The organism is Micromonospora sp. MH33 (genome assembly GCF_003013775.1).
In the GTDB taxonomy this organism is placed as follows: domain Bacteria; phylum Actinomycetota; class Actinomycetes; order Mycobacteriales; family Micromonosporaceae; genus Micromonospora; species Micromonospora fulviviridis.
This window is the reverse complement of the sequence record NZ_MUYZ01000024.1, coordinates 18,420-43,296: the sequence shown is the minus strand read 5'-3', so window position 1 is coordinate 43,296 and position 24,877 is coordinate 18,420. Positions and strand designations below refer to the sequence as shown.

Here is a 24,877-nt window from a genome sequence, read left to right as displayed (position 1 = left end):
TCGGCGCGGGCTTCGCGGCGACCACCCTGCTGCTCGGCCGGCGCGGGTTCGGCCTCGGCGACGCCAAGCTGGCGCTCGGCGCCGGGGCGCTGCTCGGCTGGTACGGCTGGCCGGTGCTGGTGGCGGGCCTGCTGCTCGCGGTCACCCTCTCCGCGGTGGCCGGCCTGGCGCTGCTGGCGGCCCGCCGGGTCCGCTGGTCCAGCCACCTGCCGTTCGGTCCGTCGCTGATCGTCGGCACCGCCCTCACCCTCGTCCTGACGACGTGAGCGCCGGCGGCGGTGAACGGGTCAGCGCCGGACGGTCCGGACGGCCGGCCGGGTGGCGGCGCGGCGGACCCGCCAGCGCAGCACGTCGGCCACCGGGCGGGCCAGCACCGGGGTGAGCAGGGTGCCCACCAGCACGCCGAGCAGCAGGCCAGCGGCCACGTCGTGCGGGTAGTGCACGCCGACGAAGGTGCGGGAGAACGCGGCCAGCGCGGCCAGCGGGACGGCCACGAGGCCGATCCGGCGGTGCAGCAGCAGCGCGGCGGCGGCCAGCGCACCCGCGATGGTGGCGTGGTTGCTCGGGAACGACCAGTCGCCGGGCGGCGGGCAGTGCGCGGCCACGATCACCAGGTCGGCGGGGCTGCGGCAGGGCCGGTCCTCGGCGACGAGAGTCTTCAGCCCCTCGCTGGACGCGTACGCGCAGACCACCGCGACCGGCGCGGCCAGGGCGAGCGCCCGGCTCCGGAGGTCGCCGCCGACCAGCCGGGACAGCGCGGCCAGCACCAGCAGCACCCCGAGCAGGACGATGGCCCCCTCGGTGAAGTGCACGGCGAACCAGTGGACCGGTTCCGGCGTGCGGTCGGCGAACTCGACGATGTCGTGGTACCAGTCGACACTGACATCCGGCACGTCGGTCATCACAGCGTCAGTCATGAATCACCTCACCAACTGTTCATACCCCGTTCACCTGGAGGGTGGCGGGGGAATGACTGTCGGGGCACCGAAGTCTCAGGCGCCTCTCAGCCGGGGCTGAGTCGGTGGCCGCGACGTACCGACCTCGGGAGGACCCGTGCCGCACAGCGCCCAGGGCGACGAGAGCTGGCGGATCCGCCGTACCGCGGCGGACCTGGACCGGCTCGGCGAGACCGAGTCGATCTTCGCGCTGGGCAACGGCTGGGTGGGCTGGCGCGGCACCCTCGACGAGGGCGAGCCGTACGAGATGCCCGGCACCTACCTCAACGGGTTCCACGAGCGGCGCGAGCTGAGCTACCCGGAGGACGGGTACGGCTTCCCCGAGCACAGTGACACCGTGATCAGCGCCCCGAACGCCGCGCTGGTCCGGCTCTGGGTCGGCGGTGAGCCGCTGGACCTGCGGACCGGGACGGTCCGGCGGCACGAGCGGGTCCTCGACCTGCGCGCCGGGGTGATCCACCGGGATACCGAGTGGATCTCGCCGGGCGGCCGGGGTGTCCGGGTCCGCAGCACCCGGCTGGTCTCGCTGCCCCGCCGGCCGGTCGCCGCGGTCGACTACCAGGTCGAACCGCTGGACGGCCCGGTCGAGGTGCGGGTCTGCGCCGACCTGCTCGCCAACGAGCGGGTACCGGAGCGGGCCGACGACCCGCGCGCCGCGTCGGTGATCCACGACCCGCTCACCGCCGAGACGGGCCGGCACGACGGCACCGACGGGGTGCTCGTGCACCGGACCGAACGCAGCGCCCAGCGGGTCGCCGTCGCGGTCGCCCACCGGGTCGACGCGCCGGGCACCGCCGCGACCGACACCGAGCTGACCCCCGACCGGTTCCGGCTGGCGGTCACCGGCCCGCTGCGCCCCGGCGAGCGGATCCGGGTCACCCGGTTCGCCGCGTACGAGTGCGCGCACGTCGGCGGCACCCCGGCCGACGAGCTGGCCGACCTGGTCGTCGCGGAGGCGGACGCGGCCCGGGCCGAGGGCTTCGCCGCCCTGCTCGACGCGCAGCGGGCCGCCCTCGACGCCGCCTGGGCCACCGCCGACGTCGAGCTGGACGGCGACCCGGAACTCCAGCAGGCGCTCCGGTTCGCGGTGTTCCACCTGCTCCAGTCCGGCCGGGCCGACGGCGACCGGACCATCCCGGCCAAGGGGCTGACCGGCAACGGCTACGACGGCCACGTCCTCTGGGACACCGAGGGCTATGTGCTGCCGGTGCTCACGTACCTGACGCCGGGGCTGGCCCGCTCGGCGCTGCGCTGGCGGCGCGCGCACCTGCCCGAGGCCCGGGAGCGTGCCGCCGAGCTGCGGCTGGCCGGGGCCACCTTCCCGTGGCGCACCCTCGGCGGCCGGGAGTGCTCCGGCTACTGGCCGGCGGGCAGCGCCGGGCTGCACGTCAACGCCGACATCGCCGACGCGGTGCTGCGCCACGTCGCGGCCACCGGCGACGCCGAGTTCCTCGCCGAGTGCGGCGTGGAGCTGCTGGTGGAGACGGCCCGGCTCTGGCACCGGTACGGCCACTGGTCGGACACCGGCACCTTCCACCTGACCGGGCTCACCGGCCCCGACGAGTACTCCGCGCTGGCCGACGACAACCTCTTCACCAACCTGATGGCCCGGCGCAACCTGCGCGGCGCCGCCGACGCCGCCGAGCGCCTCCCGGAGGCCGGCGCCCGGCTCGGCGTCGACCCGGCCGAGATCGCCGGCTGGCGGGCCGCCGCCGACGCGGTGCACGTCCCGTACGACGGCAAGCGCGGGGTGCACCAGCAGTCCGCGGGCTTCACCGAGCAGCCCGAGTGGGACTTCGCGAACACCCGCGCGGACGACTATCCCCTGCTGCTGCACTTCCCCTACCTGGAGCTGTACCGCAAGCAGGTGGTCAAGCAGGCCGACCTGGTGCTGGCGATGCTGCGCTGCCCCGGCGAGTTCACCGCCGACGAGAAGGCGCGCAACTTCGCCTACTACGAGGCCCGGACCGTCCGGGACTCCTCGCTGTCGGCCTCCGCGCAGGCGATCCTCGCCGCCGAGGTCGGCCACCTCGACCTGGCGTACGACCTGTTCGCCGAGACGGCGTTGCAGGACCTGGAGGACCTCGGCGACAAGACCGCTGACGGGCTGCACCTGGCCTCGCTGGCCGGGGCCTGGCTGGTGGTGGCGCAGGGCTTCGGCGGGCTGCGCGACGACCGGGGTGTGCTCTCCTTCGACCCGCGGCTGCCCCGCCGGATCACCCGGCTCGCCTTCCACCTGCGCTGGCACGGGCACCGGCTGCGGGTCACGCTGACCCCGGAGGTGGCCCGCTACGAGCTGCCCGACGCCGGCCCGGCCGACGCCGTCGAGCTGTGGCACCACGGCGAGCGGCTGCGGGTGACCGGCGACGCCCCGGTCACCCGGCCCATGCCGCCGGTGCCCGATCCGGGCCCCGAGCCGCCCTCACCGCCCGGCCGCCGGCCGCCCCGCCGGAGTCAGGAGGACGTGGGCGGCGCCGGCTGACTCGGCACGCCCGACATCCGCTCGACGATCTCCTCCAGCTCCTCGAAGGCGTACGCCCAGTTGTGGCACTTGAAGCTGCGCAGCCCCTCGATCGGGGTGCGGCAGTCGGCGCAGTGCACGCCGGGGACGGCGTCCGGCACCTCGGTGTTGACGTACTTGCGCTCGCCGAGGATGACCCGCGCGATCATGCCCCGGTCGTGCACCCCGTGCAGCGCCGAGGAGACGATGTCGTACCAGTTCACCCGGCGACCGCACTTCGGGCAGTCCGGCTCGTCGCCGCTGACCCAGAGCGGGGCGCCGATGCTGCGCGCCGGCATGTTCAGCAGCTTCTCCAGCCGGCGCACGTCCGACTCCGGGGTGGTCCAGCGGTGCCGGCCCGGCAGCGAGGCGGGCGAGTCGTAGACGGCGCGGAACACCACCGGGTCGACCTCCACGGTCTCCCGTCCACCGGTCATCGGTACCTCCTCGGCTCGGCTGGTCCCACCGTCGTACCAGGTGAACGGCTTCGACAGCCGGATCACGGACACGACGGGTCAGCGGTGTGTCGCCCAGCCGGGGCGGCTGGTAGTGCGAGCTGGCGCCGGCGAGCCGCCGTGGGAGGATCAGCGGGTGCAGGTCAGGATGCTCGGACCCTTCGAGGTCCGCACGAACGACGGCATCCTGGCCGACGTGCCGGGCGCCCGGTTGCGCGCGCTGTTGATCGCCCTGGCGGTCGAACCGCGCCGTGTCGTCCCGAAGGCGACGCTCATCGACTGGATCTGGGGGGAGAACCCACCCGCGGACGCCGCGAACGCCCTGCAACGCCTGGCTTCCCGGCTGCGGAAGGCGCTGCCGGGAGGCGTGGTCGAGGGGCAGCCGGGCGGCTACCGGCTGCTGGTGGACCCCGACGCCGTCGACGCCCTGCGGTTCGAACGCCTCGTGGCCCGGGCTCGCCAGGAGGAGGGCCTACCGCGGGTCCGGCTGTTGCGCGAGGCCCTCGCCCTGTGGCGCGGCGCCGCCATGCAGGACGTCGGGTTGGAGAACAGCAAGGCGTTCGACGCGGCGGTGACGCGACTCGAAGGGCTGCGCCTGACCGCGATGGAGGATCGCTTCGAGGCGGAGGTCGGTCTCGGCCACGGCGCGGAGGTGGTCGCGGAACTGACCGACGCGGTGACCGCGCATCCGCTGCGGGAACCGCTGGTCGCCGCGCTGATGCGGGCCCTGGTGGCGGCCGGCCGCGACGCCGAGGCCCTGCTCACCTACGAACGCACGAGGGAGGCCCTGGCCGACGCGCTGGGCGTCGATCCCTCGCCGGAGCTGTCGGCCCTGCACACAGCGTTGCTGCGGGGCGAGTTGGGCCGGCGGGAGGAGAACCGGAAGACCAACGTGCGCGCCGAGCTCACCAGCTTCGTCGGCCGGGACGCCGATGTCGCCGCCGTCCGCGGGCTCGTCGCGGAGCACCGGCTGACCACCTTGATCGGGCCCGGCGGTTCGGGCAAGACCAGGCTGGCCACCGAGACCGCGCGCACGATGGTCGGTGACCTGCCCGACGGAGTCTGGTTGGTCGAACTTGCCGCCATCGGCGCCGACGGTGACGTGGCGCAGGCGACGCTCACCGGGCTCGGGCTCCGGGACGCGCTGCTCGGCGCAGGACCGAGCGCCGACCCGGCGGACGGGCTGATCGCCGCGATCCGCGAGCGGGAGGCGCTGCTGATCCTGGACAACTGCGAGCACGTCATCGAGTCGGCGGCGCGGTTCGCCGATCGGGTGCTCGGGGAGTGCCGACGGCTGCGGATCCTGGCGACCAGCAGGGAGCCGCTCGGCATCACCGGGGAGGCGCTGTGGTCGGTCGAGCCGCTGGCCGTGCCGACCGGCGCCAGCCCGGGCGAGGTCGCCTCCTCGCCGGCCGTCCGCCTGCTGCGCGACCGGGCGGGTGCGGTGCGCAAGGACCTCGGAATCGACGACCACACCCTGTCGACGATGGTGCGCGTGTGCCGGGCGCTGGACGGCATGCCGCTGGCGATCGAACTGGCCGCCGCCAGGCTGCGCACCATGTCCATCAACCAGCTCGCCAACCGGCTCGACGACCGGTTCCGCCTGCTGACCAGCGGGAGCCGTACCGCGTTGCCGCGACACAAGACGCTGCGCGCCGTGGTCGACTGGAGCTGGGAGCTGCTCACCGACGCCGAACGGACGGTCCTGCGCAGGCTCTCGGTGTTCTCCGGCGGGGCGAGCCTGGAGGCGGCCGAGCGGGTCTGCGCCGGCGACGCGGTGGAGCAGGACGACGTACTCGAATTGCTCACCTCGCTGGCCGAGAAGTCGCTGCTGCTCAGCGAGGGCGACGGCGCGCCGCGCTACCGGATGATCAGCACGATCAAGGAGTACGCCGCGGACCGGCTCGCCGAGGCGGGCGAGTCGGACCTGGCTCGTCAGGCGCATCTCGCGTACTTCACCGAGCTGGCCGAGACCGCGGAGCCGCATCTGCGCCGTGCCGAGCAACTGGAATGGCTCGCCACGCTCGAGGCGGAGCACGACAACATCGGTGCCGCGATGCGGGGGGCGATCGCTGCCGGTGAGGCGCAGGCGGCGATGCGGCTGGCGGCGGCCGCCGGTTGGTACTGGTGGCTGGGCGGGCGCCGGGCCGAAGGCATCGAGCTGATGATCGCGGCCACCGGCGTCCCCGGCGAGGTGACCGATGACGTCCGGGCCATGACGTACGGGCTGGTGGTGCTCTTCGTGACCTCCGGGCGGGGCGACGAGCACCAGGGCGCCGAATGGATCCACAAGGCGTACCGGTTCAGTCAGCAGAGTCGGCACCGCAACCCGCTGCTGGGCCTGGTCGCCCCGCTGGAACGCATCCTGCAGGCGCCGGAAACCGCGGTGTCCGCGTTCGAGTCGTTGCTGGACAGCGAAGACCCGTGGGTACGCGCCCTGGCCCGTTGGCAGGCCGGCAAGATGCGGATCATGCTCGGCCGGGCCGGGCCCGATGCGGAGGCCAACCTGGAGCTGGCGCTCGCCGAGTTCCGGGCGCTCGGCGAACGATTCGGGATCTCCCTGGCCCTGGCCGAGCTGGCGGGCCAACTCGCGATGCGCGGTGAGTTCGCCGGTGCGTGCGAGCACTACGAGCAGGCGGTCGCGGTCGTCACCGAGGTCGGCGCCATCGAGGACGTCATCCGGCTACGGACCCAGCAGGCCCTGCTGTTCTCGTTGTCCGGCGATCGGGACTCCAGCGCGGCCGCCATCGCCGAGGCCGAGCGGTGCGCCGAAGGGGTCACCTGGCCACATGCGCTGGTCGAGCTGGCGCTCGCCAGGGCGGAGCTCGCGCGCCGGGGCGGTGACGCCGCGGAGGCACGCCACCAGCTCGGCATCGCGACCGCCGTTCTGGGCGACGACGCGGAGCAGGCGCACATCCGCGCGGGCATCCACGACGTGCTCGGCTACCTGGCCGACGATCTCCGCGAGTCCCGTACCCACCGCGTGGCGGCCTGGCTGGCGGCGTCCGAGGCGGGACACCCGTTCCAGATCGCCCAGATCCTCGTCGGGGTCGCCGACCTCGCACTACGCCGCGACCAGTACGAGCAGGCGGCGCGGCTGCTCGCGGCCAGCGTCGGCGTACGCGGACTGCCGGACCGCTCCCACCCCGACGCGGCCAGAATCGAGCGGGACGCGCGGCGTCACCTCGGCGAAGCACGGTTCGCCGAGGTGACGCGGGAAGGTGCGCGGTCGAGCGCGGCTGAGCTGGTCGAGGTCGCGCTCGCCTCGTGAGGGTCAGCCCGCGGCGCGGCGGATGATGATGTCGCCGTGCCGGGTGCGGGCGTGGACGGAGACCTTGCTGTCCGACGGGTCAGGGTTTCCGTCTGGCGAAACGGAGTCCCGTACCGACGCGCGCTCGCTGTCGGCGTCGATGTCGGCGGCGGCGCTCTCGCTGATGCCCACTTCGATGTTTCCCGAGCCGTTCATCAGCTTCGCGTGCCCGTGGGTCATCCGGCCGATCCGGATGGCGCCGCTGGCCGTCGTGGCGGTGACGTTGCCGTCGGCGCGGTCGATGTCGAAGTCGCAGCTGGCGCTGCTGAGCTCGACGTCGGTGAAGGCGTGACCGATCCAGGTCCGCCCGCCCGAGTTGGACAGCGCGACCGCGCCCTCGACCTCGCCGATCCGCATCGCGAACGCCCCGCCGTCGATGTCGGCGCGCCCGGCGATGTGGCCGATCCCGACCTCACCGGACGCGATGTTCGCCCGCAGCGCGTTGACGCGGTCGACCTGGACCCGGCCCGAGGCCATGTGCAGCTCGCACTCGCCGAACACGCCGTCGGCCTGAACGTCCGAGTGCGCCCCGTACGCGATGAGGCTGGAGCCGGTGGGCAGGTCGATCGTGATGGCGACCGATCCGTCCTTGTCCCCGGAGACGGTCGTCTTGACCGACAGCCGACCGCCGGCGAAGTCGACGGTGGTCTTCTCGGCCACCTTGACGTCCTTGCGGCTCGCCGCGTCGATGGGCTCGACCAGCACCACGATGTCGGTCCGGTCGCTCGCGGTGACCCGCACCTGAGCGCCGGCGACCTCCACGGTGGCGGTGACGGGGGCTGGCGTGGCGAATGTGGGCATGACAACTCCTCCTCGTACTTCGTGACGGTTGGGCGACCGCCCCGGTTGGTTGGTCAGGCTCGCTTCTTGAAGGTGGAGAGCGCCCAGACGTATCCGACGAGGGCGATCCCGACGCACCAGGCCAGGGCGGCGACCGCGCTGCCCGTGGAAGGCGCGCCGGTCAGCAGGTCGCGCAGGGTCTCGATGATCGGGGTGAAGGGCTGGTACTCGGCGAACTGCCGCACCCCCGCTCCCATCGTCTCGGCCGGGACGATCGCACTGCTCAGGAACGGCAGCATGACCAGCGGCACGGAGGTCAGCCCCGCCGATTCCGGCGTCTTGGCAGCCAGCCCCAGGGCGACGGTGATCCAGCTGGTCGCGAAGGAGACCAGCACGATGAGACCGATCACGCCCAGCCATTCGAGGAAACTCGCCGCCGGCCGGAATCCCAGCGCGAACGCCACCCCGATGATGGCCGCGATGGCGATCAGGCTGCGGAGCATGCTGGCGGCGACATGGGCGCTCAGTACGGCACTGCGGGAGATGTCCATGACCTTGAAGCGGTTGATGATTCCCTTCGTCATGTCGGAGTTCACGGCCAGCGCGGTGGCGCTCAGCCCGTAGCAGATCGTCAACACGATCATGCCGGGGGCGATGTAGTCGATGTACTTGCCGTCGATGTCGAAGGCGCCGCCGATGACGTAGACGAACATCAGCATGATGACGATCGGGAACAGGACCGCGTTGAACACCGCGACGGGGTTGCGGAGGGTGTGCTTGAAGTTGCGACCGAGCATGGTCGTCGAGTGGCTCATCACGCGCTCACCTTCGTGCTGGTACGGCCGGTCAGGGCAAGGAAGACGTCGTCGAGGTCCGGCGTGTGCACCGAGAACTCCTCGACCTCGATGGAATGGGTGTCGAGTTGTGCCAGCAGGGCGCGCAGCGATCTCGCCCCACCGTCGCTGGGAACCCGCAGGATCAGGTCCTCCTCGTCGTCGCGCGTGGCGTCGGTGAGGACCCGCATCGCGGAGTCGAGTTCGAGGTCGCCCGCGAACCGGAGCCGGACGTGACTGCCGGGGATCTGCCGCTTGAGCTCGGCGGGGGTGCCCTGGGCGACCAGCTTGCCCTGGTCGAGCACCGCGATCCGGTCCGCGAGCCGGTCGGCTTCCTCCAGGTACTGGGTGGTCAGGAAGATAGTCACGCCCTCGGCCACCAGATGGCGGATGATGTCCCACATCGTCCGGCGGCTGCGCGGGTCCAGGCCCGTCGTCGGCTCGTCCAGGAAGATGATCCTCGGCTTGCCGACCAGGGTCATCGCCAGATCCAGCTTCCGGCGCATACCCCCGGAATAGGTCGCCGCCATCTTCTGCGCCGACTCCGCCAGGTCGAACCGCTCCAGCAGGTCGTCGACCACCAGCTTGCTCTCGCCCGGGCGCAGACCCTTGAGCGCCGCCATCAGTTGCAGGTTCTCGCGGCCGGTCAGCAGGTCGTCCACCGCGGCGAACTGGCCGGTGACCCCGATGGCCGCGCGTACGGCCTTGGTCTCGGTCGCCACGTCATGGCCGGCGACGCGGACCGTGCCGCCGTCGGCCCTCATCAACGTGGTCAGCACGTTGACCGTCGTCGTCTTGCCCGCACCGTTCGGGCCGAGCAGGGAGAAGACCGTGCCCGCGGCGACATCGAGGTCGATGCCGTCGAGAACGACCTTGTCCTTGTACGCCTTCCGCAGCCCTGAAGCCGCGATCGCTGAACTCGTCATGCGGACCACCATCGGCGCCCGGCCTGCCACCCCCCTGACACGCCCCTGACACGACAGCTGACACGCCCCGACCTGATGGGTGGCGCCGGTCCGGTAATTGCGGTGACGGTCTCCAACCGGCCGGCAAGGATGACGTGTCGAGGGGGTGCGGCCGCGGATGGCACTCATGGATGACACGGACCAACAGCGTCGCCCCGTCGCCCTGGTGACGGGCGCCGGCCGCAGCGCCGGCATTGCCGCATCAGTGGTGCTGAAGCTGGCTGCGACCGGCTGGGATGTCGCGTTCACCTACTGGACCCCGTACGACGAGCGGATGCCCTGGGGAGCCGATCCCGAGGCCGTGACGCAACTCAGCGTCCAAGCCGGCGAGCACGGGGCAAGAACCGTCGCGATCGAGGCGGACCTCAGTGATCCCCACGCCACGGCCGCCGTCTTCGAATCTGTGGAGCGCGAGCTGGGCCACGTCACAGCGTTGATCCTCGCTCACTGCGAGAGCGTCAACTCGGGCCTGCTCGACACCAGCATCGAGAGCTTCGACCGTCACTTCGCGGTGAACGCCCGGGCGAGCTGGCTCCTGATCCGCGAGTACGCCCAACGGTTCCGAGGGGCGCACGGCACCGGCCGCATCGTCAGCCTGACCAGTGACGCCACCGTCGGCAACCTGCCATACGGGGCCAGCAAAGGCGCCCTCGACCGGATCACCCTGGCGGCTGCCCAGGAACTGGCCCACCTCGGCGTGACCGCCAACGCCATCGACCCAGGCCCCACCGACACCGGCTGGATGACGGCGGAGATCAAAGCCGCAGTCCTACGCTCCACGCCGCTCGGACGGCTCGGGCGCCCGCAGGACTGCGCGAACCTCGTCGCGTTCCTGTGCTCGCCCGAGGGAGGCTGGATCAACGGCCAACTGCTGAACAGCGACGGGGGACTTTCCTGACCGCACGGGCAGCCTCGGGATGGATGAGCGGCCCCGAACATGGCAACAGCGACCCCGGTCGGGGCCGCTGACCTGTGGAGGAGTGGGCCGCCAGGGACTCGAACCCTGAACCTATGGATTAAAAGTGCCCAGGTAATCACAGATTCCGTAGGATTGTCACCTTTAGGTTCGGTCCGGGCAGCGGGGGGTGCCGTCCCGTCGCGTCCGCGCTGGTCCGGCGCCTGGGATAACGCAGCGCCCATTGGCCGCAGGCAGCCAGCCCCGGGTAATGCTCGCGGTTTGCCGATGGGTCCGTCCTGGGTTGCGGGCGTCCGAGCACCCTTGGAGCACCCGCAGCCCTCGGCCTGACGTAGCGGTCGATCAAGCGGGAGCGGCATGACGGTAGTCACGCCGCTCCCTGTGCTTCACATCCCGCCTTCGACGCCCAAGTCGCGGCCAGGGCTGGCCCGCTTGTGCTCAAGTGATTGCCTACTCGTTCTCGATGACGAACCTGACGCCTTCCGCGTCCGATACGGCTGCGAGCACTACCCTGTTGCTGACCCCCCGGATGGGCTGACCAATTTCTGTCTGGTTCGCTAGATCCCAAACCTGCACGGTTCCGCTTTCGTCAGCCGTCGCCACGATGATGTGACCGTCAAGTGTCGAGCCAGCGGCGATCGCCGTGACTCCTCCTGCGTGCCAGGTGTTCAAGTCCGCGAGCACCTGACCACTCTCAAGGTCTCGGGCGATAACCCTGCCCGTTGAATGACCGGCGATTACCAACACTCGCTCATCTGAAGTAAATGCCAGCGCTGCCGCACTGACGTCGTCGTCTACCTGCAGCAGGCTTGGACTATTTGTGCCCTCTTGTGTAGTCCAGCTGATGATGGTCTTGCTGTCGCTAATCGCGCAAAGGACAGCATTTCCGTCCGGAGGAACAACTGCGGCAACCGCATTGACTGACCACATATGGGCTGCCGTCGTCGCGGCTATTTCGCTGCCCTGAGCCCAGGTCCAGTACTCCAGCAGGCCATAACTGCTGCTAGCAAGCAGCACGGTTCGACCGCCAGTGACAGCAGCCAGAGCCAAAGACTCGACGCGGTGATGTGGTCGCTCTGTGACTGGTTGAATGTCGGGTTTTGTGCCGTCGTGCCGCATGCTCCGTAGCTGGACGCTGAGGTGCGCGCCTGCGCGGGCAACGGATAGCCCATGGCCATTTCGGTTAACTGCCACGAGGGCATCACCGGGGATGGCGAATGGCGGAGTGGCCGTTCGAGTTAGCTGGAAACGGTTGTTGACACGCCAGACAGAGATCAGGTTCGACTCTCGATCGCGCAGCAAGCCGTCCAGTGGAATCTGGTCTCCGTCGTTGAGGTAAGCCCTTCGCGGTCCTCGCCAATTTTGCGCCTCGGCGAGCGCGGCCATCTGAGCGTGAACGGCTGCCATGCTCTTGCCGCTGCCAGTTGCGTGGAAGACCTGTACGAGCCCAGACGAAAACGCGGATAGGTCCGTGTCCTCTTCGGCGCTGTGCGACATGACAAAGACCCTCCGTCGCAACGAATCCGACGCAACGTGGTACGGCTCGTCCGGGACTGGACGGACCGGCAGCACGGTCGTCTGGCGCTCCGGACGGTTGTCGAAGTGCGCGTCAACGATCAAGACGAGCTGCTTCACTGGGCTCAGTGCCAGTAGGTATCGGATGTCCCGGACGCTGATTGCATTTATCGTGAAGCCGTCGGCGGTGGTGACGGTGTCAGCTGCGGACAAGTAAACCTCGGATGTCCGAGCATCCCGTATTCCGTGGCCAATGTAGTAAATGATCAGCGTTTCCCGAGCCTGGGACGCCGCCTCGACGAACGATGACCAGAGGCGCTCCCGCGTCGGATTCAACAGGAGTTCGTTGGTGTCCGGCGATTGTCCGTCGTCGGCGGACTCTCGGAATATGCCGGCGAGCTGCCTGGCTGGTCTCAGGTCACGATGGACGACTGGCGCCGCGCCGGCCGTCAGGTACGTGTCGACGCCAACGAAGAGCGCGCGCCACTCGTCGCCATGGCTCTCCGGCCCGGATTCGCGCGCGACGCCACCGGTCGGCGAGGGTGCTGTCGGCTCACTGGCGGTGGGAGGTGTGCTCACTCCTCCGCCCCTCGGCCCGACAGGACCGGGAGGGTCAGGCCGAGCTCCAGCCGCAGGAGGCTCGAAGCCGTCCTCGTCATCACTGTCAGTGATCTTCGGTGGGAAGAGGTCCGGTACTTGGTCCGCCATGGCGGCCTGCCACAGTGCGTCGAAGCGGTCGCACAACTCGTCCGGATCGGCCTTGCGATCGAGCTTGGCGAGAAACGCGACGATCCCGAGCAGCCGCGGCAGGCTGGGGGTCCGGGCGACCGAGAAGACGTTCTTGATGATGTTCGGGCCGCAGTCGCACGCACGTGCCATGTCGCGGACCGACGGCCATCCGGCCCGGGCATGGAGGATGTGCAGCTCATCGTTGAGCCGCTTCAATCTTCCGGTCACGCCAGGAGCGCGACTCAGCGCCGCCATGCCACCCCTGAAGGTCGAGGCCCGCCCGCCGGGCGGCAGGCGCGATCAAGCGTAGTGACCTTCGATGCGGCGGTCGAATTTAACGCTCCTTCAGTCTTGCCGTGTACTGGAACGTACCGGGATGTGCCGGCTCGCACCTCGCCGGTGGCTGAGCGTGCTGGTCTTGTCCGGGGTGATCTATCTTGCCGCCGCCTGTAACGCAGCGTGTCTGTGGGCCTGGCCCGGTGCCGAGAATTTCCGTCAGGTCCGGAAGGGTAGACGGAGGAGTGGAGCATGATCAACGAGCTTTCCAGCGCCGCACTGGATGGCATTCTCGAGAACCTGCCGACGGCACTGATCATGGCCGGCCTTGCAGCAGCGGCCACGATGGTTGCTCGCTGGCGTGGCCGGAGCCGAATTCGTAATCGCAACGCTGAACGCGGCGGCGACGACGCTGCGTGAGCCCGGCGAGCGCTCAAGGTCGGCGCCCGACGACCTTGAGCGCTCTGCTGGTCGGGCGGTGCTACCAGAACACGGGAAACGCTTGGGCATCCGCTACTGCGCACTACCGCGACATCGCTCGCGGTGAGGTTTTGCGGTAGGGGGCACGCCGAAGGCGCCCAGCCCTCAGGCCAGCGGCGGTGAGTCCAGGCGGTGCCGCGTCGAGGCGTGGGGGTCGCGAACGTAGACCACGGCGGGTTTACCGTCGGCGGGGAGTCGGCGGTCTACCTCGAAGAGAGCGGTGGCTGCGACGAGGTCCGTGAGTTTGGTGAACCCGTAGGTGCGGGAGTCGAAGTCGGGACGGCGTTTGGTGAGGATGTGCCCGACGCTGGCCAGGTGTGCCCAGCCGTCGTCGCCGGAGGCGGCTTCGATCGTGTCCCGGAGCAGCCTCACGAGGGTCGTGTCGTTGCTGGGGTCGACTATGGATGTACGCGGCTTGACGGCAACCGCTTGTTGCGATGCCGGAGGGTCGAGCTTGAGGTTCTCGGTGTAGATGAACTTGTCGCAGGCGGCGACGAACGATTGGGGCGTCTTGCGCTCGCCGAAGCCGTAGACGGTCAGCCCGGATTCGCGGATCCGTGAGGCCAGGCGCGTGAAGTCGCTGTCGCTAGAGACGATGCAGAATCCGTCGAATCGCCCGGTGTAGAGCAGGTCCATCGCGTCGATGATGAGGGCGGCGTCGGTGGCGTTCTTGCCAGTGGTGTAGGCGAACTGCTGGATCGGTTGGATGGATTGCGCGAGAAGGTGTTCCTTCCAGCCACGGAGGCTGGTGCCGGTCCAGTCCCCGTAGGCGCGTTTGGCATGGGCCGTTCCGTACTTCGCGATCTCGGCCAGCAGCGGGGCGACGACTGCGGGCTGAGCGTTGTCGGCATCGATGAGAACCGCCAAGCGGGTGGTCCTCTGTTCGTTATTGTCCATGTTTCACCTGCGGGTCGAGGGTGAGGTCACGGCAGATGGGGCCGGTGACTGCGTGGCGCGGATCGGTAGGAGGAAGGTCGCTGTGGTCAGTGCTTGGGCGCCGAAGCGGAAGTACGCGAAGAGGACCGCGTGCAGCCAGGCGGCCGGCCCGGTCAGGCGCAGCGGCTCGCTGTCGGCGAAGAGGAGCACCACGCCGTGCGCGTCCAGGTGGTATTCCCTGACGGCGGCGTGGTCGAACGACAGCCATCGCCCGAAGGAGTGGCACCAGGTTCTGGTGGGAGTGAGCACCATCCGGGTCGGTTGGTGCTCGCGCCACTGCGGGCGGGCCAGGCGTTCGGCTCGGGAGCGGGCACTGCTGTTGCCGACGGCGTTGGCGAGCAGGGCGCCGGTGACGAAGGCCGCCGACCCGAACGCCAGCGCGGAGGTCTGCTGGTAGGTCACCGTCGTGCCGTAGTGCCGCGCGTAGTGCAGCCGGGCGTCCAGGTGAACCGGTTCCTCGGTGAGGAATCCCGGCGTGGGCACGGAGCCGGGCTGTCCGCCCAGGGCGAGGAATTCGAGGGTACGACGCGCGGCGTCACGACCGTCCGCCCACGAGGTGTCGACGGCAGGAGGCCATAGCAGCCGGCCGATGCCGTAGCCGGCGGCGTAGGCGGCCAGCGCCCACGGGGCCGCGACAGCGACGACGCTCACTGCGAGCCAGCGTCGGTGGCCGAAGCCGAGCTGGCGGCGTCCCTCGGCCACCCCCACACACAACCCGGTGATCGCCGTCGCCACGACGTAGGCACCGGCGAGCAGTACCAACAGGGCTAGGAGCGCGCTGATGTCCGAGCACGCGTCGGGAATATCGGCGTCCGAATCGCCGATCGATGATCCGTGGGCCGACAGGCACCGCTCCGTGGACCGGTACGACCGGTCGACGCCCCATACCAACGCCGGTGTTGCGACCGCGGTGGCGACGGCGGTGACGGTCCAGTGCCGGCTCGTCGGCGGGGGAGGCACGAAGGACATGACCGATCGTCGCTCCCTCTGTCACCGCACGGGTACGCTCCGACGCGCGATGCTACCGCTCACTCCATGCGCTGTGGGGCCCGCAGTTGAGTCGTCTGTCCCCGAATTCAGCCGAGGTCGGCCCGGTCGAGCCGGTCCAGCAAGCTCGGTTTGCGCGCGTGCGGCTCGCGCAACAGCCGTATCCGCTGCCGGAACGTCTCGGGGTCTCCGTCGCGATCAGCGAGGGCCTTCAGGTCGGCGATGAGGGCAACGGCTGTGTCGCACTCCTTTGGCTTTCTCGTGTCGATCATCGTGTACTGCCCATCGCCGCTCGTGTTCCTGCTGGGCGCGGCCGTCCTGCCACCAGTTCCACTCACGCTCCACCTGGCCCATCGTGAGCTGGGCCAGTTCGCGAAGCAGATCGGCTGGGCTGGTGCGGCCTTGCGGGCTGCGGGTCCAGGTGACGCCGTTGGCGGCCGTCCCTCCGTATGACGTCGAACTCGGCACGCAGGCCTTCGGTCATGCTCACCATCCAGGCCATCGCTGGCGGGCCAGACGTGTGGGTTCGTCTGTGGCCACGTCCGTGTATCAGGACGGAATCCATTCGCAATGGACTGGATGTCCGCGCCCAGGGCCACCGCCGAAGCCAGTGGGCTGATGCCTCGGCCTGGAGCTGTTCCACGCAAATCGGGTTAGCCCTAACGCTATGGAGTCTTTGCGAGACAACGGGTAGCTTGGTTGAGCCACAAGCCGCCCACCCGCCCCGGGGCCAGTTACTGCTGGCCGGGTCACACGCTGGAGGTGATCATGGTTGCCCGGATCGACCCGGCTTGGTGGACGTCGGGCACCTGGGAAGGGCTACCAATCAGGGAGTTCCTGCAACGGCGCGACGTTGCGGTGATCTTCAGGTTCCTGCACGCTCGCGGTGTGTCCTACGGGGCGATCGCCGCTCTGGTCGATGTCTCCGCCAACCGCGCCGCCGAAATCGCCAAGGGGGCGCGGCAAGTCACGGCCTACGAGGTGCTGGAGCGGGTCGCCCTCGGCCTGAACATTCCGCGAGCCACCATGGGTCTCGGCCGTGAGCAGGATGTGCCAGCCGTTGGAGAGGTTCAGTCAGTACGCAGGCACGTACCCACGAGCGCTCAGCGCTCACTCCAGGTGATGAGTGAGCGTCCACCTACCGACATGGGCGGTCTCGCTCGCCTGCGCGAGGAGCTGGACGAGGCGCTGTCATCGTCCACCGTCTCGCCTCGGCACCTCGAGTTGGTCGAAGAGTCGACGAGCGAGCACATGCGGGTCTACCCCTCGACGCCGCCGACGGTCATGCTGTCGAGCCTTGCGGCCGAGTGTGCCGAGGTGCAGGTCCTGTCGCGTCGGCGGCAACCCGCAATGGTTCAGGCCCGTCTGTCGGGCGCTGCGGCTCTGCTGGCGACGATGTGCGCCGACGCGCTCATGCGACTGGGCAACGCCGGTGAGGCGCGCTTGTGGTACCGGACTGCAATCCACGCCGCGGACGACAGCGCGGACCTGCGGCTCCAGGTGTTGGCACGCGCCCAGGCGGCGATGCTGCCCTACTACTTCGGTGACCCGCACCAGACGGTGGTGATGGCGGACCAGGCGCTCGCCATCACCGCTTCGGCGTCACCGTCCGGCGCGCTGGCAGCCGCAGGACGTGCGAGGGCGTTGGCCCGCCTCGGGGCTGTTGACCAGGCGAGAGCGGCGATCGAGCAGGCCCACCGCATGTTCGACGAGGCGGGTGACGACGACAGCGATGCGGCGTTCCGCTTTCCCGCCAAGCGATTGCTGTTCTACCTGTCCGGAGCAAGGACATGGCTGGGCGATACGAAAGAGGCGTACCGGACCCAGGACGAGGCCCTGGGCCTGTACGGTTCCCGGCCGAGGGTGCCGATTGATCCTGCTCTTATCTCCCTGGACCGTGCCCTCTGCCTCGTGCGCGACCTGCGATTCGCGGAGGCGGCAGTGGCCGCACGCGCCGCCGTCTCCGGGCTGCCCGAGCTGCAGCGTACAGAGATCATCCTGTCCAAGGCGGCTCAGGTCGTAGCGGCGATTCCGCAACCCGCACAGGGCAGGGAGGTGATGGAGTTGGCGGAGTACGTGCGGGTGTGCCGCGAGCGGAGCCGTACCCTGGCAGCCGGAACTGCTGTGCGCGAACCCTAGGGGCCACATGTTCGTCGAGGCACGAACGCGTCCGCTGCTCGCCAAGGTGTGTCAGGGATTGGGTTGCTCTGCTGCCGACGCGCAGTTGCTCCGGCATCACACGAATGCTGTGTACGCCGTGGGTGACGTGGTCGTCAAAATCGCGCCGTTGGAGTTCGGGTTCGACCGCTCCCGGACGGTGGTGGCAGTAGTCGACTGGCTGTCGGCAAAGGGCTTCCCGACCGTGGGTCTGTGCTCCCACGTGCCGGCTCAACCACTCGTGGTCGACGGGCACGCTGTCACGGTTTGGCAGCGTTTGAACCCGGCGGACGACAACCCCGTCACTACCGCTGAACTCGGGCAGCTCCTGCGGGAACTGCACGGCTTCCCGATGCCGCCAGTGGAGCTGCCGAGGCTCCAACCAGCCGAGAGCGTCCGCCGATCGGTGGACAGTGCCCACCTCATCGACGATCGGGACCGCGACCTGTTGCTGAGCCGGCTCGAGGATCTCGGGGCGGCCTGGTCATCGATGGCGTTCCCGCTGGGAGACAGCCTGATCCAATCCGATCCCCAAACCCGCAACGCTCTCCGACGGTTGGACGGCACCCCGGTCCTGGCTGACTGGGACGGTATAGCGATCGGCCCGCGAGAGTGGGACATCGCCACCGTCGCGGTTCACTGCCGCCGATTCGGCGGCGGCCGGGAGGCGTTCGCGGACTTCACCGCCAGCTACGGGTGGGAGGCCACCACCTGGTCGGGTTTTGAAGAGCTCTGCAGATTGCGGGAACTCCAGATGATCGCCACTAACGCGCGCAAGTCCCGACCCGGGACATCGGCAGCCGCCGAGGTGCATCGCCGGCTTGACGGCCTTCGCAACGAGAAGGGCGCCGAGCTGCGTCGCTGGCAGATCCTCTGACCGAAAGGCCGACCGGCGCTCCAACCTAGTGCGCGTGAACGCGTAACTTCTGACCGGGATATGCGGTTAAGCGACCGCCTCCAATCGGTACGCTGCGTGCATGGCATCGGCAAACTCCTCCGTGCGCGTTCGATTTGCCCCATCGCCGACGGGCATGTTCCACGTGGGTAACGCCCGCTCGCTGCTCTACAACTGGGTGCTGGCCAAGCAGTCCGGCGGCACGATGGTGCTGCGGATCGAGGACACGGACGCCGAACGCAGTAGGCCAGAGTGGGTGCAGGGCATCATCGATGCCATGGCGTGGCTCGGCGCCGGCCCTGATGAGTACGAGGGACCTCTGTTTCAGTCCGCCTATGTCCAGCACCACCGTGACGCCATCGCGAAGCTGCTCACGGCAGGGCAGGCCTATTACTGCGACTGCGTGCGTACGCAGGTCGTGGAGCGAACCGGCAGCGAACACAAGGGGTATGACGGTTACTGCCGGGACCGCGGGCTGGCTGCGGCTCCCGGCAGCGCGGTGCGCTTCCGGACGCCGGACGTGGGCCAGACAGTCGTGCGGGATCTGGTGCGCGGCGAGCCCACGTTCGACAACGCTACGATTGAGGACTTCGTCATCGCACGGGGTGACGGATCTCCGGTGTTTCTGCTCGCGAATGTCGTCGATGACATGGTCATGGGCATCACCCATGTCATCCGCGCTGAGGAGCACTTGCCGAACACCCCTAAGCAGCAGCTGCTGTGGGTGGCGCTCGGGCACGAGCCGCCGGTGTGGGCCCACGCGCCGATCCTCGTCAACGAGAAGCGGCAGAAACTGTCCAAGCGCCGAGATCGGGTCGCGCTGGAGGACTTCCGCGCCGAGGGATACCTACCCGATGCGATGCGCAACTACCTGATGCTGCTCGGCTGGGCCCCCTCCGGTGACCGGGAGATCCTCCCCTGGGACGACATCGTGACGGAGTTCCGGATGGCCGACGTCAATCCCTCGCCGGCGTTCTTTGACGTCAAGAAGCTGCGGGCCTTCAACGGCGATTACCTCCGCTCGTTGAGCACGGAGCAGTTCATCTCGGCGTGTCAGCCGTGGCTGCGCGGTGAGTATGCCCCGTGGCGGGCTGAGGACTACGACGAGGTGGCCTTCGCCGCTGTCGCGCCGCTGGCGCAGACCCGAGTCGCGGTGCTCAGCGAGATCGTCGCAATGGTCGACTTCCTGTTCCTGCCGTTCCCGTCGATCGACGAGGCGGCCTGGACGAAGGCCATGAGCGGGGAGGCCCTGGCGCTACTCACCGAGGTGGCTACCGCCTTCGAGAAGGTGGAATGGGATACCGAGTCGCTCAAGCGCACGGTCGAGGAGTTGGGGGCAGCTCGCGGGCTGAAGCTGGGTAAGGCGCAGGCGCCGGTCCGGGTTGCCGTGACCGGCCGCACCGTCGGGCTGCCCCTGTTCGAGTCGTTGGAGGTGCTCGGCCGGAGCCGTACTGCCACGAGGATCAGGAGCGCGATCGACCGGCTCTCGTAACGGCTACGTGGCGCCGCTTCTCCGTGTGGGGGCGGCGCTGCGTCCGGCGGGTGGCGGTTGCAGGTCGCCGATCCCGGTGCCGAGGAGTTCGTCAGCCGCGCGGAGAGCTACCACGACGCTTTCCTGCGGCGACACGCCTATGGGCAGGTGCTTCCGCGCTAGTTGGGCCCGAAGGGCGGTCCCCCGCGGTCCGTTGATGACCTCGACCGAGCCGTGCGCCTCGTCGGGCCGGCACGGTTCGAGCCCTCGATCGCGCCAGCGAACATGGCGCCTCGCCACCGGGGTGGGTTGTCTTATCACTGTGAGCAGGTTGAGGTCGGCGGCGTCGTTCAGGGCGCGATGCACGTTCTCCGCCAGCCCGGGTCCGGCCGCGTCGACGCCGCGCAGGCCCTCTCTGGCGAGGAGCGCGCTCGCGTGGACGGCGACCCGCAGAGGTGGAGGTGCTGTCTCGAAGGCCGAGGTCACCCTGGTGTTGAGGTCGGTGGGGCGGAACCCGCTCTGGGTGAGAATCCCGTCAACGGAGAACCCTCCGCGGTAGCCCAGCCGGCCGCGCAGAGCCTCGCCCGTCCACCGGGTCAGCTCGATCAATCCACGCTGTTGGGCCACGGGCATGGGTGCGGTGCCCGCGCAGAGAAAGGTCCCGTCGGCGGGCCTACGCGGCACCAGAAGCTCCAGTGGGGTGAACGCGACGGTCGACTCGACGAGAACCAGACCGTGCAGGCGGCAGGGCACACCAGGGATCATCGGCATTACTCGGATCCGCCGTCGCCCTGGCGACTCCGCCTGCGGACTGGGTATGCCCGCGCTCGACCATCGGATGTCCCCACCGCCGGCCGAGGGCTCGGCCCCGCACGTCTGCCTGGCGGAGACGATTCCGGCCCCCGGCGCAAGGACAGGCTGCCACAGCGATGCTGGCTCGTCGTACACCACTGATTCGGCGCGCGGCAGGCCGATCGAGTCCCACAGCACATCCCCCACGCTTTTGTGTTCGAAAAGGCTCCAACTCGGGTGCTTGGCGCCGATGCGCGGCCGGCTGCCTGTCACCGGCGGGTCGAGAGGATCGGTGACGAGAAGCGCTGCTCGCCTGTCGGGATCGAAGCGATTCACGAGTGCGCTCAGCGGCGAGTCTGTCGCGAGGGTAGCGAGGAGAGCATGCCGGTCCGCGAGCAGTTGGGCGGCGCTGCGGGGGCCGGGCGGGCTGGGCAAGGCGGCGAGGAGATTGCCATCGAAGGCCAGGACCAGGACGTCGGCTGTGCCCGCAGCCGCCAGCAGATGTCGCCAGTGCAGCTTGTCGGCGCTGTGGGAGCAGAACACCACCGCCCTCTCACCGGCCACCTTTGGCCGGATCGCAGTGGCGAGCGCTTTGAGGAGATCGTCAACTCGCATGGCGCCACCGTCGCTGGCTCACCGGATCCAGCCCACGGAGGACGAGGTTGGCTGGAGTTCGATGTATGAGCTCGAAGCGATCAGTCCCGAGAGCTCGGATGATCCGCTCCTCACTGCGGCCCGGGTGTCGGGAGTCGTACTCGATGATGACGATCCCAGGGCGATGCTCGGCCGGGTCGAAGGACGACCAGACGTCCAGCTCTGTGCCTTCGACATCGATGTTAAGGAGGTCTACCCGCTCGATTCCGAGGTCGTGGAGCAGGTCTCCGAGCCGGAGACAGGAGACGGTGCCCACGGTGTAGCCGTGGCCCCGGTCACCAAGGCCGGACCAGGAGGGCTTGGCGTCGTACTGGCTGAAGGTCTGCTTGCCAGCGGTGTTCGAGATGGCGCAGTGGCGTACCACGCAGTGGCGTCTGTTCAGGGGCGCGCGGTTCCGTGGATCAGGATCGACGCACAACCCCGTCCATCCCCGCCTCTCGAAGTAGAGGGTGTTGCTACCCCGTACTCCGTCGCCTGCCCCGATATCGACGAAGACTCCCTGCGCCGGAACGGCCAGGTGTTCGACGAGCCAACGGTCCTCACCCCACTGACTGAAGTACGGATGCGGTTGGGTGTACGGGGGGTCAAAGGCGCTGTTCGGAGGCTGCGAGGTGCCGCCGGTCGCTCGGTCCGGCGGGTCCGGCGCGGGGGTCATGAGCCGCTCGCCGAGTAGCCGAGAACCAGCAGTCGCCGCGGTCTGTCGGTGTTGTTCGGCCCGCTGGCGTGCACGAGCGCGGCATCCCAGGCGAGCAGCGATCCGGCTGACGCCTCCAGCGTCACCGCCTGATCGTCAGGCGCGTCATCGTCCGGGACGACCGGCCCCTGGTTTGGTGTCGGTTCGTGTCGCACAGGACGTCGGTGACTACCGGGCCAGACCTGCAGCGCTCCTGCGGCTGCGGGGCAGTCGTCGAGACACAGCGCCACCGTGATCACCCGGCTGTAGCCTCGCGCCGCGAAGTACGAGGCATCCGAGTGTTTGCGGACGTCCTCGCCGAGAACCGGCAGGTCGGCCCAAGCGGCGGGATCGGCGAGTGCCGCCTTGTAGGTGACCTTGTCCTCCATCAATGTCGCCTTGGCGGCGAGCATAGACGAGGCGAGGAATCCAAGATCTTCGCTTGCCGCTATGCCCGCGAAGGCCGGTGCGAGATCGACGACAGGCTTGATCTTGAAGACGTATGGTCGGCCATGCGGCAGGCGCCACCAGGTGAGGCGAGGATGCGTCGTCCGCAGGGACAGGGTCTGGCCGATGACCTGCTCGAATGCCAGGTCGGCGGCGGCGCGCAGCTGGGACAACGTCTCGCGCTCCAGGAATCCCTCGATGGCGAGGTAGCCGTCCTGGCGGAAGCGGTCCGGGACGTCTTCGCCGGTCACTCGCATCATTGGACCCCCTTCCGGGCGCACGGCACGAGGAAGTCACCCGTCGGCTTCGTCCAGCCGCTCGGCAGTTGATTCGCAGGGATGGTTACGTTCGTTGCGCTCCAGTCCGCGAAGAAGTGGTCCAGCACTTCGGCGCGCGACTTGGGCAACTGTGTGCCGCTGTGGAAGAAGCTGAAGCGACCTCCGGGCCGCAGGACGGGGATCGCTACCCGTTCCACGAAGCTGGCGAAATCGGCGTCGGCGTGCCCGTCGGGCGGCCAGGTGTCGTACATGACCGCGTCGATGCTCTCCGGCTCAAGATCGAGCACCTGCCATGGTTCGACGACAACCACGACGGGGCAGGACAGCTGCTCGCGGACTCTCGGCGCGACCAGGTCCACGACCTTTGGATGCGGTTCGACGGCGGTGTAACGGGCGGGCCGCAGCGGCGCGATCTGCTGGGCGAAGACGCCCAAGCCGAGACCGATCTCCAGCACTTGGGCTTTGTGTTGACCTCCGAGCAGGGCGGCGGCGTGCTCGGCCATCAGGGCGGACTCGGCGAAGAACATCACGTACGTGTCTCCGAGGCGGAGACCCTCGTCGTCGATCATGGCCGGGCGTGCACACAGCTCGCGGAGATGACGGAGATGGACCTCGTCCAACGTCGCCGGCATCAGACCTGCTCCTGCGCGCGGAAGCGGCTCACCGGGTCGGTCTTCAGGAACCGCTGGATGTATCCCGGCGCCGTCCGCATCGTTGCCCGGGCCAGCGCCTCGCCGGCGACCCCGATGGGTGCCTCGGATCGGATGAGCACGTACGCCGGATCGTCGAGCTGGTCACCGTTACGTGCCGCGATGACGACCTCGGCGTACGTCCCGAGCTCCGTCATGATGCGTCGCGCCAGTTCGTCGGCCACGGCCGTGTAGATCTTGCCCACGTGGTGAAGCGGGTTCTTACCTGCGGGTGCCTCACCGCTCGCCGGGCGCAGGGGCTCGATCGCCCCGTTGTAACGGTTCCCGCGCCCGACCGCGCCGCAGTCTCCCTTGCCCAGTGAGGTGCCGAAGGGGGCGAGATAGCCACGGCCGGGCACGTCCTTGGTGTTCAGCGACAGCCGCGCGCCGGCCGCGATCGGCGTCTCGTCGAGCACTCGCTTGAGCTCACCCTCGATCTCGTCGCGGATGGCGTCCAGCGCCGTCCGATACTCCGACCAGGCCTGAACGTTCGCGGGATGGAAAGGCACCGCGGCGGTCACGTCCAGTTGGCCACGGTCGCGGACCACCATGACCTTGACGTCGGTGCCGGTCTGATAGCGGGTACGGAAGGCGGAGCTGGTCAACAGCGTCTCCAGCCGCACCGCCGTCTGCGCCGCGAGGCCACGAAGGCTCGTGCCTGCGCACATGACGGTGTCGTTGGCGACGGACTCACTGGCGAGCACCTGATTGATCGCGGCGGCCATCCGGGGTTCGTAGAAGTCCCTGTGGTGGTCCGTCCCGGTGCCGGCGGTGTTGTTGACGTGGATGCGGAGGTGCCCGAGGACCGCTGGGTCGTCCAGGGCGCTCGTGAGGACAGCCCGAACCGTGTCGTCGAACAGTTGGGCGGCACCCACGTCCGTGCCGTCGATCCGCTCCGTCACCTTGCCGAAGAGATAGCAGTCGACCGGCTTGCGGATGTCGTACCCACCGAAGCGGACGTCGGCGGCCGCGCCCACCAGCGTGACCTTGTCGACCCAGTGGTTCGGCACCGCACCGAAGCGCTCCTGGCAGCTTGCGGAGTAACGGCGGGAGAAACTGTCGGCGACCAGGTCCGCTAGGCTGTCGGGGTGGCCGATGCCCTTGCGCTCCGCGACGTCGAACGGTGCCCGGTCGGGGTGTTCCGCCCCGAGGCTGGTGATGACCTGCATGGCGCTTTCTCCTC

The 24,877-nt window shown here is 69.2% G+C and carries 21 protein-coding genes and 1 pseudogene; 8 read left to right on the top strand and 14 right to left on the bottom strand.

Going from position 1 to position 24,877, the window contains the following annotated elements:
• Window positions 1–266 (top strand): annotated as a pseudogene (locus B0E53_RS06805) (prepilin peptidase); the annotation flags it as partial.
• 21 nt (window positions 267–287) lie between these two features.
• Here the strand turns inward: B0E53_RS06805 and B0E53_RS06800 are convergent.
• Window positions 288–917 carry a phosphatase PAP2 family protein gene (locus B0E53_RS06800; protein ID WP_107075212.1) on the bottom strand — a complete coding sequence of 210 codons (630 nt, stop codon included), beginning with the start codon at window positions 915–917 and terminating at the stop codon, window positions 288–290.
• 136 nt (window positions 918–1,053) lie between these two features.
• On the opposite strand from B0E53_RS06800, the gene B0E53_RS06795 reads away from it, so the two are divergent.
• Entirely contained in the window at window positions 1,054–3,438 is a 2,385-nt protein-coding gene (locus tag B0E53_RS06795) for a glycosyl hydrolase family 65 protein (RefSeq protein WP_107075211.1), read from the top strand.
• Here B0E53_RS06795 and B0E53_RS06790 read toward each other — a convergent pair.
• A complete protein-coding gene (locus tag B0E53_RS06790) occupies window positions 3,411–3,893 on the bottom strand; it encodes a hypothetical protein (protein WP_107075213.1) in 483 nt (160 codons plus the stop codon). The two genes, B0E53_RS06795 and B0E53_RS06790, sit on opposite strands and share 28 nt — an antisense overlap.
• A gap of 154 nt (window positions 3,894–4,047) precedes the next feature.
• On the opposite strand from B0E53_RS06790, the gene B0E53_RS06785 reads away from it, so the two are divergent.
• A complete protein-coding gene (locus B0E53_RS06785; RefSeq protein ID WP_107075210.1) occupies window positions 4,048–7,182 on the top strand; it encodes a BTAD domain-containing putative transcriptional regulator in 3,135 nt (1,044 codons plus the stop codon).
• Window positions 7,183–7,185: 3 nt separating this feature from the next.
• On the opposite strand, the gene B0E53_RS06780 is transcribed toward B0E53_RS06785, so the two are convergent.
• From B0E53_RS06780 to B0E53_RS06770, 3 genes are read right to left on the bottom strand one after another with little or no spacing between them, the layout of a single operon-like run.
• Window positions 7,186–8,022 (bottom strand): DUF4097 family beta strand repeat-containing protein, encoded by an 837-nt coding sequence (locus B0E53_RS06780; protein WP_107075209.1) that lies wholly within the window; start codon window positions 8,020–8,022, stop codon window positions 7,186–7,188.
• A gap of 53 nt (window positions 8,023–8,075) precedes the next feature.
• Window positions 8,076–8,816, bottom strand: a complete 741-nt coding sequence (locus tag B0E53_RS06775; RefSeq protein ID WP_107075208.1) for an ABC transporter permease — start codon at window positions 8,814–8,816, stop codon at window positions 8,076–8,078.
• A complete protein-coding gene (locus B0E53_RS06770; protein ID WP_107075207.1) occupies window positions 8,816–9,760 on the bottom strand; it encodes an ATP-binding cassette domain-containing protein in 945 nt (314 codons plus the stop codon). Before B0E53_RS06770 ends, B0E53_RS06775 begins: the two co-directional genes overlap by 1 nt.
• 166 nt (window positions 9,761–9,926) lie before the next feature.
• On the opposite strand from B0E53_RS06770, the gene B0E53_RS06765 reads away from it, so the two are divergent.
• Window positions 9,927–10,697: an SDR family oxidoreductase gene (locus B0E53_RS06765; protein ID WP_246835275.1), complete on the top strand. Its 771-nt coding sequence runs from the start codon at window positions 9,927–9,929 to the stop codon at window positions 10,695–10,697.
• Window positions 10,698–11,165: 468 nt separating this feature from the next.
• Here the strand turns inward: B0E53_RS06765 and B0E53_RS36930 are convergent, their stop codons facing one another.
• Window positions 11,166–13,187, bottom strand: a complete 2,022-nt coding sequence (locus B0E53_RS36930; RefSeq protein WP_146167604.1) for a WD40 repeat domain-containing protein — start codon at window positions 13,185–13,187, stop codon at window positions 11,166–11,168.
• 300 nt (window positions 13,188–13,487) lie between these two features.
• Here B0E53_RS36930 and B0E53_RS37380 point away from each other — a divergent pair, with 300 nt between their 5' ends.
• Window positions 13,488–13,655, top strand: coding sequence for a hypothetical protein (locus tag B0E53_RS37380; protein WP_168215243.1), 168 nt, complete (start codon window positions 13,488–13,490; stop codon window positions 13,653–13,655).
• Between the two features lie 165 nt (window positions 13,656–13,820).
• Here the strand turns inward: B0E53_RS37380 and B0E53_RS06755 are convergent, their stop codons facing one another.
• The 3 genes from B0E53_RS06755 to B0E53_RS06745 all read right to left on the bottom strand — a co-directional run bounded on the left by B0E53_RS06755 (window position 13,821) and on the right by B0E53_RS06745 (window position 15,910).
• Window positions 13,821–14,612: an NYN domain-containing protein gene (locus tag B0E53_RS06755; RefSeq protein WP_107075204.1), complete on the bottom strand. Its 792-nt coding sequence runs from the start codon at window positions 14,610–14,612 to the stop codon at window positions 13,821–13,823.
• A 3-nt stretch (window positions 14,613–14,615) separates the two neighbouring features.
• Window positions 14,616–15,620, bottom strand: a complete 1,005-nt coding sequence (locus tag B0E53_RS06750) for a hypothetical protein (protein WP_107075203.1) — start codon at window positions 15,618–15,620, stop codon at window positions 14,616–14,618.
• Between the two features lie 107 nt (window positions 15,621–15,727).
• Entirely contained in the window at window positions 15,728–15,910 is a 183-nt protein-coding gene (locus tag B0E53_RS06745) for a hypothetical protein (protein ID WP_210405961.1), read from the bottom strand.
• 496 nt (window positions 15,911–16,406) lie between these two features.
• Between B0E53_RS06745 and B0E53_RS06740 the strand changes: the two genes are divergently transcribed.
• The 3 genes from B0E53_RS06740 to gltX all read left to right on the top strand — a co-directional run bounded on the left by B0E53_RS06740 (window position 16,407) and on the right by gltX (window position 20,182).
• The gene (locus B0E53_RS06740; RefSeq protein WP_107075202.1) at window positions 16,407–17,777 is read left to right on the top strand and encodes a hypothetical protein; all 1,371 of its coding nucleotides are present in this window, start codon (window positions 16,407–16,409) and stop codon (window positions 17,775–17,777) included.
• Window positions 17,778–17,784: 7 nt separating this feature from the next.
• Window positions 17,785–18,672: a phosphotransferase gene (locus B0E53_RS06735; protein ID WP_107075201.1), complete on the top strand. Its 888-nt coding sequence runs from the start codon at window positions 17,785–17,787 to the stop codon at window positions 18,670–18,672.
• Window positions 18,673–18,772: 100 nt separating this feature from the next.
• Window positions 18,773–20,182 carry a glutamate--tRNA ligase gene (gene gltX, locus B0E53_RS06730; RefSeq protein WP_107075200.1) on the top strand — a complete coding sequence of 470 codons (1,410 nt, stop codon included), beginning with the start codon at window positions 18,773–18,775 and terminating at the stop codon, window positions 20,180–20,182.
• Between the two features lie 3 nt (window positions 20,183–20,185).
• Here gltX and B0E53_RS06725 read toward each other — a convergent pair whose 3' ends face one another.
• From B0E53_RS06725 to B0E53_RS06705, 5 genes are all read right to left on the bottom strand, one after another.
• Window positions 20,186–21,568 carry a hypothetical protein gene (locus B0E53_RS06725; protein WP_107075199.1) on the bottom strand — a complete coding sequence of 461 codons (1,383 nt, stop codon included), beginning with the start codon at window positions 21,566–21,568 and terminating at the stop codon, window positions 20,186–20,188.
• The gene (locus B0E53_RS06720) at window positions 21,558–22,262 is read right to left on the bottom strand and encodes an FkbM family methyltransferase (protein ID WP_107075198.1); all 705 of its coding nucleotides are present in this window, start codon (window positions 22,260–22,262) and stop codon (window positions 21,558–21,560) included. Before B0E53_RS06720 ends, B0E53_RS06725 begins: the two co-directional genes overlap by 11 nt.
• On the bottom strand, window positions 22,259–22,978 hold the full coding sequence (locus tag B0E53_RS06715; protein ID WP_246835274.1) for a phytanoyl-CoA dioxygenase family protein: 720 nt from the start codon (window positions 22,976–22,978) through the stop codon (window positions 22,259–22,261). Before B0E53_RS06715 ends, B0E53_RS06720 begins: the two co-directional genes overlap by 4 nt.
• A 5-nt stretch (window positions 22,979–22,983) precedes the next feature.
• Window positions 22,984–23,574: a methyltransferase domain-containing protein gene (locus B0E53_RS06710; RefSeq protein WP_246835273.1), complete on the bottom strand. Its 591-nt coding sequence runs from the start codon at window positions 23,572–23,574 to the stop codon at window positions 22,984–22,986.
• Window positions 23,575–23,636: 62 nt separating this feature from the next.
• Entirely contained in the window at window positions 23,637–24,863 is a 1,227-nt protein-coding gene (locus B0E53_RS06705) for a methionine adenosyltransferase (protein ID WP_107075195.1), read from the bottom strand.
• Between the last annotated feature and the right edge of the window lie 14 nt (window positions 24,864–24,877).

Bases quoted from the DNA above. Each gene is read 5' to 3' on its own strand.
- B0E53_RS37380 (WP_168215243.1), top strand. From the start codon at position 13,488: ATGATCAACGAGCTTTCCAGCGCCGCACTGGATGGCATTCTCGAGAAC.
- B0E53_RS06770 (WP_107075207.1), bottom strand. From the start codon at position 9,760: ATGACGAGTTCAGCGATCGCGGCTTCAGGGCTGCGGAAGGCGTACAAG.
- B0E53_RS06705 (WP_107075195.1), bottom strand. From the start codon at position 24,863: ATGCAGGTCATCACCAGCCTCGGGGCGGAACACCCCGACCGGGCACCG.
- B0E53_RS06735 (WP_107075201.1), top strand. From the start codon at position 17,785: ATGTTCGTCGAGGCACGAACGCGTCCGCTGCTCGCCAAGGTGTGTCAG.
- B0E53_RS06790 (WP_107075213.1), bottom strand. From the start codon at position 3,893: ATGACCGGTGGACGGGAGACCGTGGAGGTCGACCCGGTGGTGTTCCGC.
- B0E53_RS06775 (WP_107075208.1), bottom strand. From the start codon at position 8,816: ATGAGCCACTCGACGACCATGCTCGGTCGCAACTTCAAGCACACCCTC.
- B0E53_RS06710 (WP_246835273.1), bottom strand. From the start codon at position 23,574: ATGATCGACGACGAGGGTCTCCGCCTCGGAGACACGTACGTGATGTTC.
- B0E53_RS06740 (WP_107075202.1), top strand. From the start codon at position 16,407: ATGGTTGCCCGGATCGACCCGGCTTGGTGGACGTCGGGCACCTGGGAA.
- B0E53_RS06765 (WP_246835275.1), top strand. From the start codon at position 9,927: ATGGATGACACGGACCAACAGCGTCGCCCCGTCGCCCTGGTGACGGGC.
- B0E53_RS06755 (WP_107075204.1), bottom strand. From the start codon at position 14,612: ATGGACAATAACGAACAGAGGACCACCCGCTTGGCGGTTCTCATCGAT.
- B0E53_RS06800 (WP_107075212.1), bottom strand. From the start codon at position 917: ATGACTGACGCTGTGATGACCGACGTGCCGGATGTCAGTGTCGACTGG.
- B0E53_RS06750 (WP_107075203.1), bottom strand. From the start codon at position 15,620: ATGTCCTTCGTGCCTCCCCCGCCGACGAGCCGGCACTGGACCGTCACC.
- B0E53_RS06745 (WP_210405961.1), bottom strand. From the start codon at position 15,910: ATGATCGACACGAGAAAGCCAAAGGAGTGCGACACAGCCGTTGCCCTC.
- B0E53_RS06720 (WP_107075198.1), bottom strand. From the start codon at position 22,262: ATGACCCCCGCGCCGGACCCGCCGGACCGAGCGACCGGCGGCACCTCG.
- B0E53_RS06725 (WP_107075199.1), bottom strand. From the start codon at position 21,568: ATGCGAGTTGACGATCTCCTCAAAGCGCTCGCCACTGCGATCCGGCCA.
- gltX (WP_107075200.1), top strand. From the start codon at position 18,773: ATGGCATCGGCAAACTCCTCCGTGCGCGTTCGATTTGCCCCATCGCCG.
- B0E53_RS06780 (WP_107075209.1), bottom strand. From the start codon at position 8,022: ATGCCCACATTCGCCACGCCAGCCCCCGTCACCGCCACCGTGGAGGTC.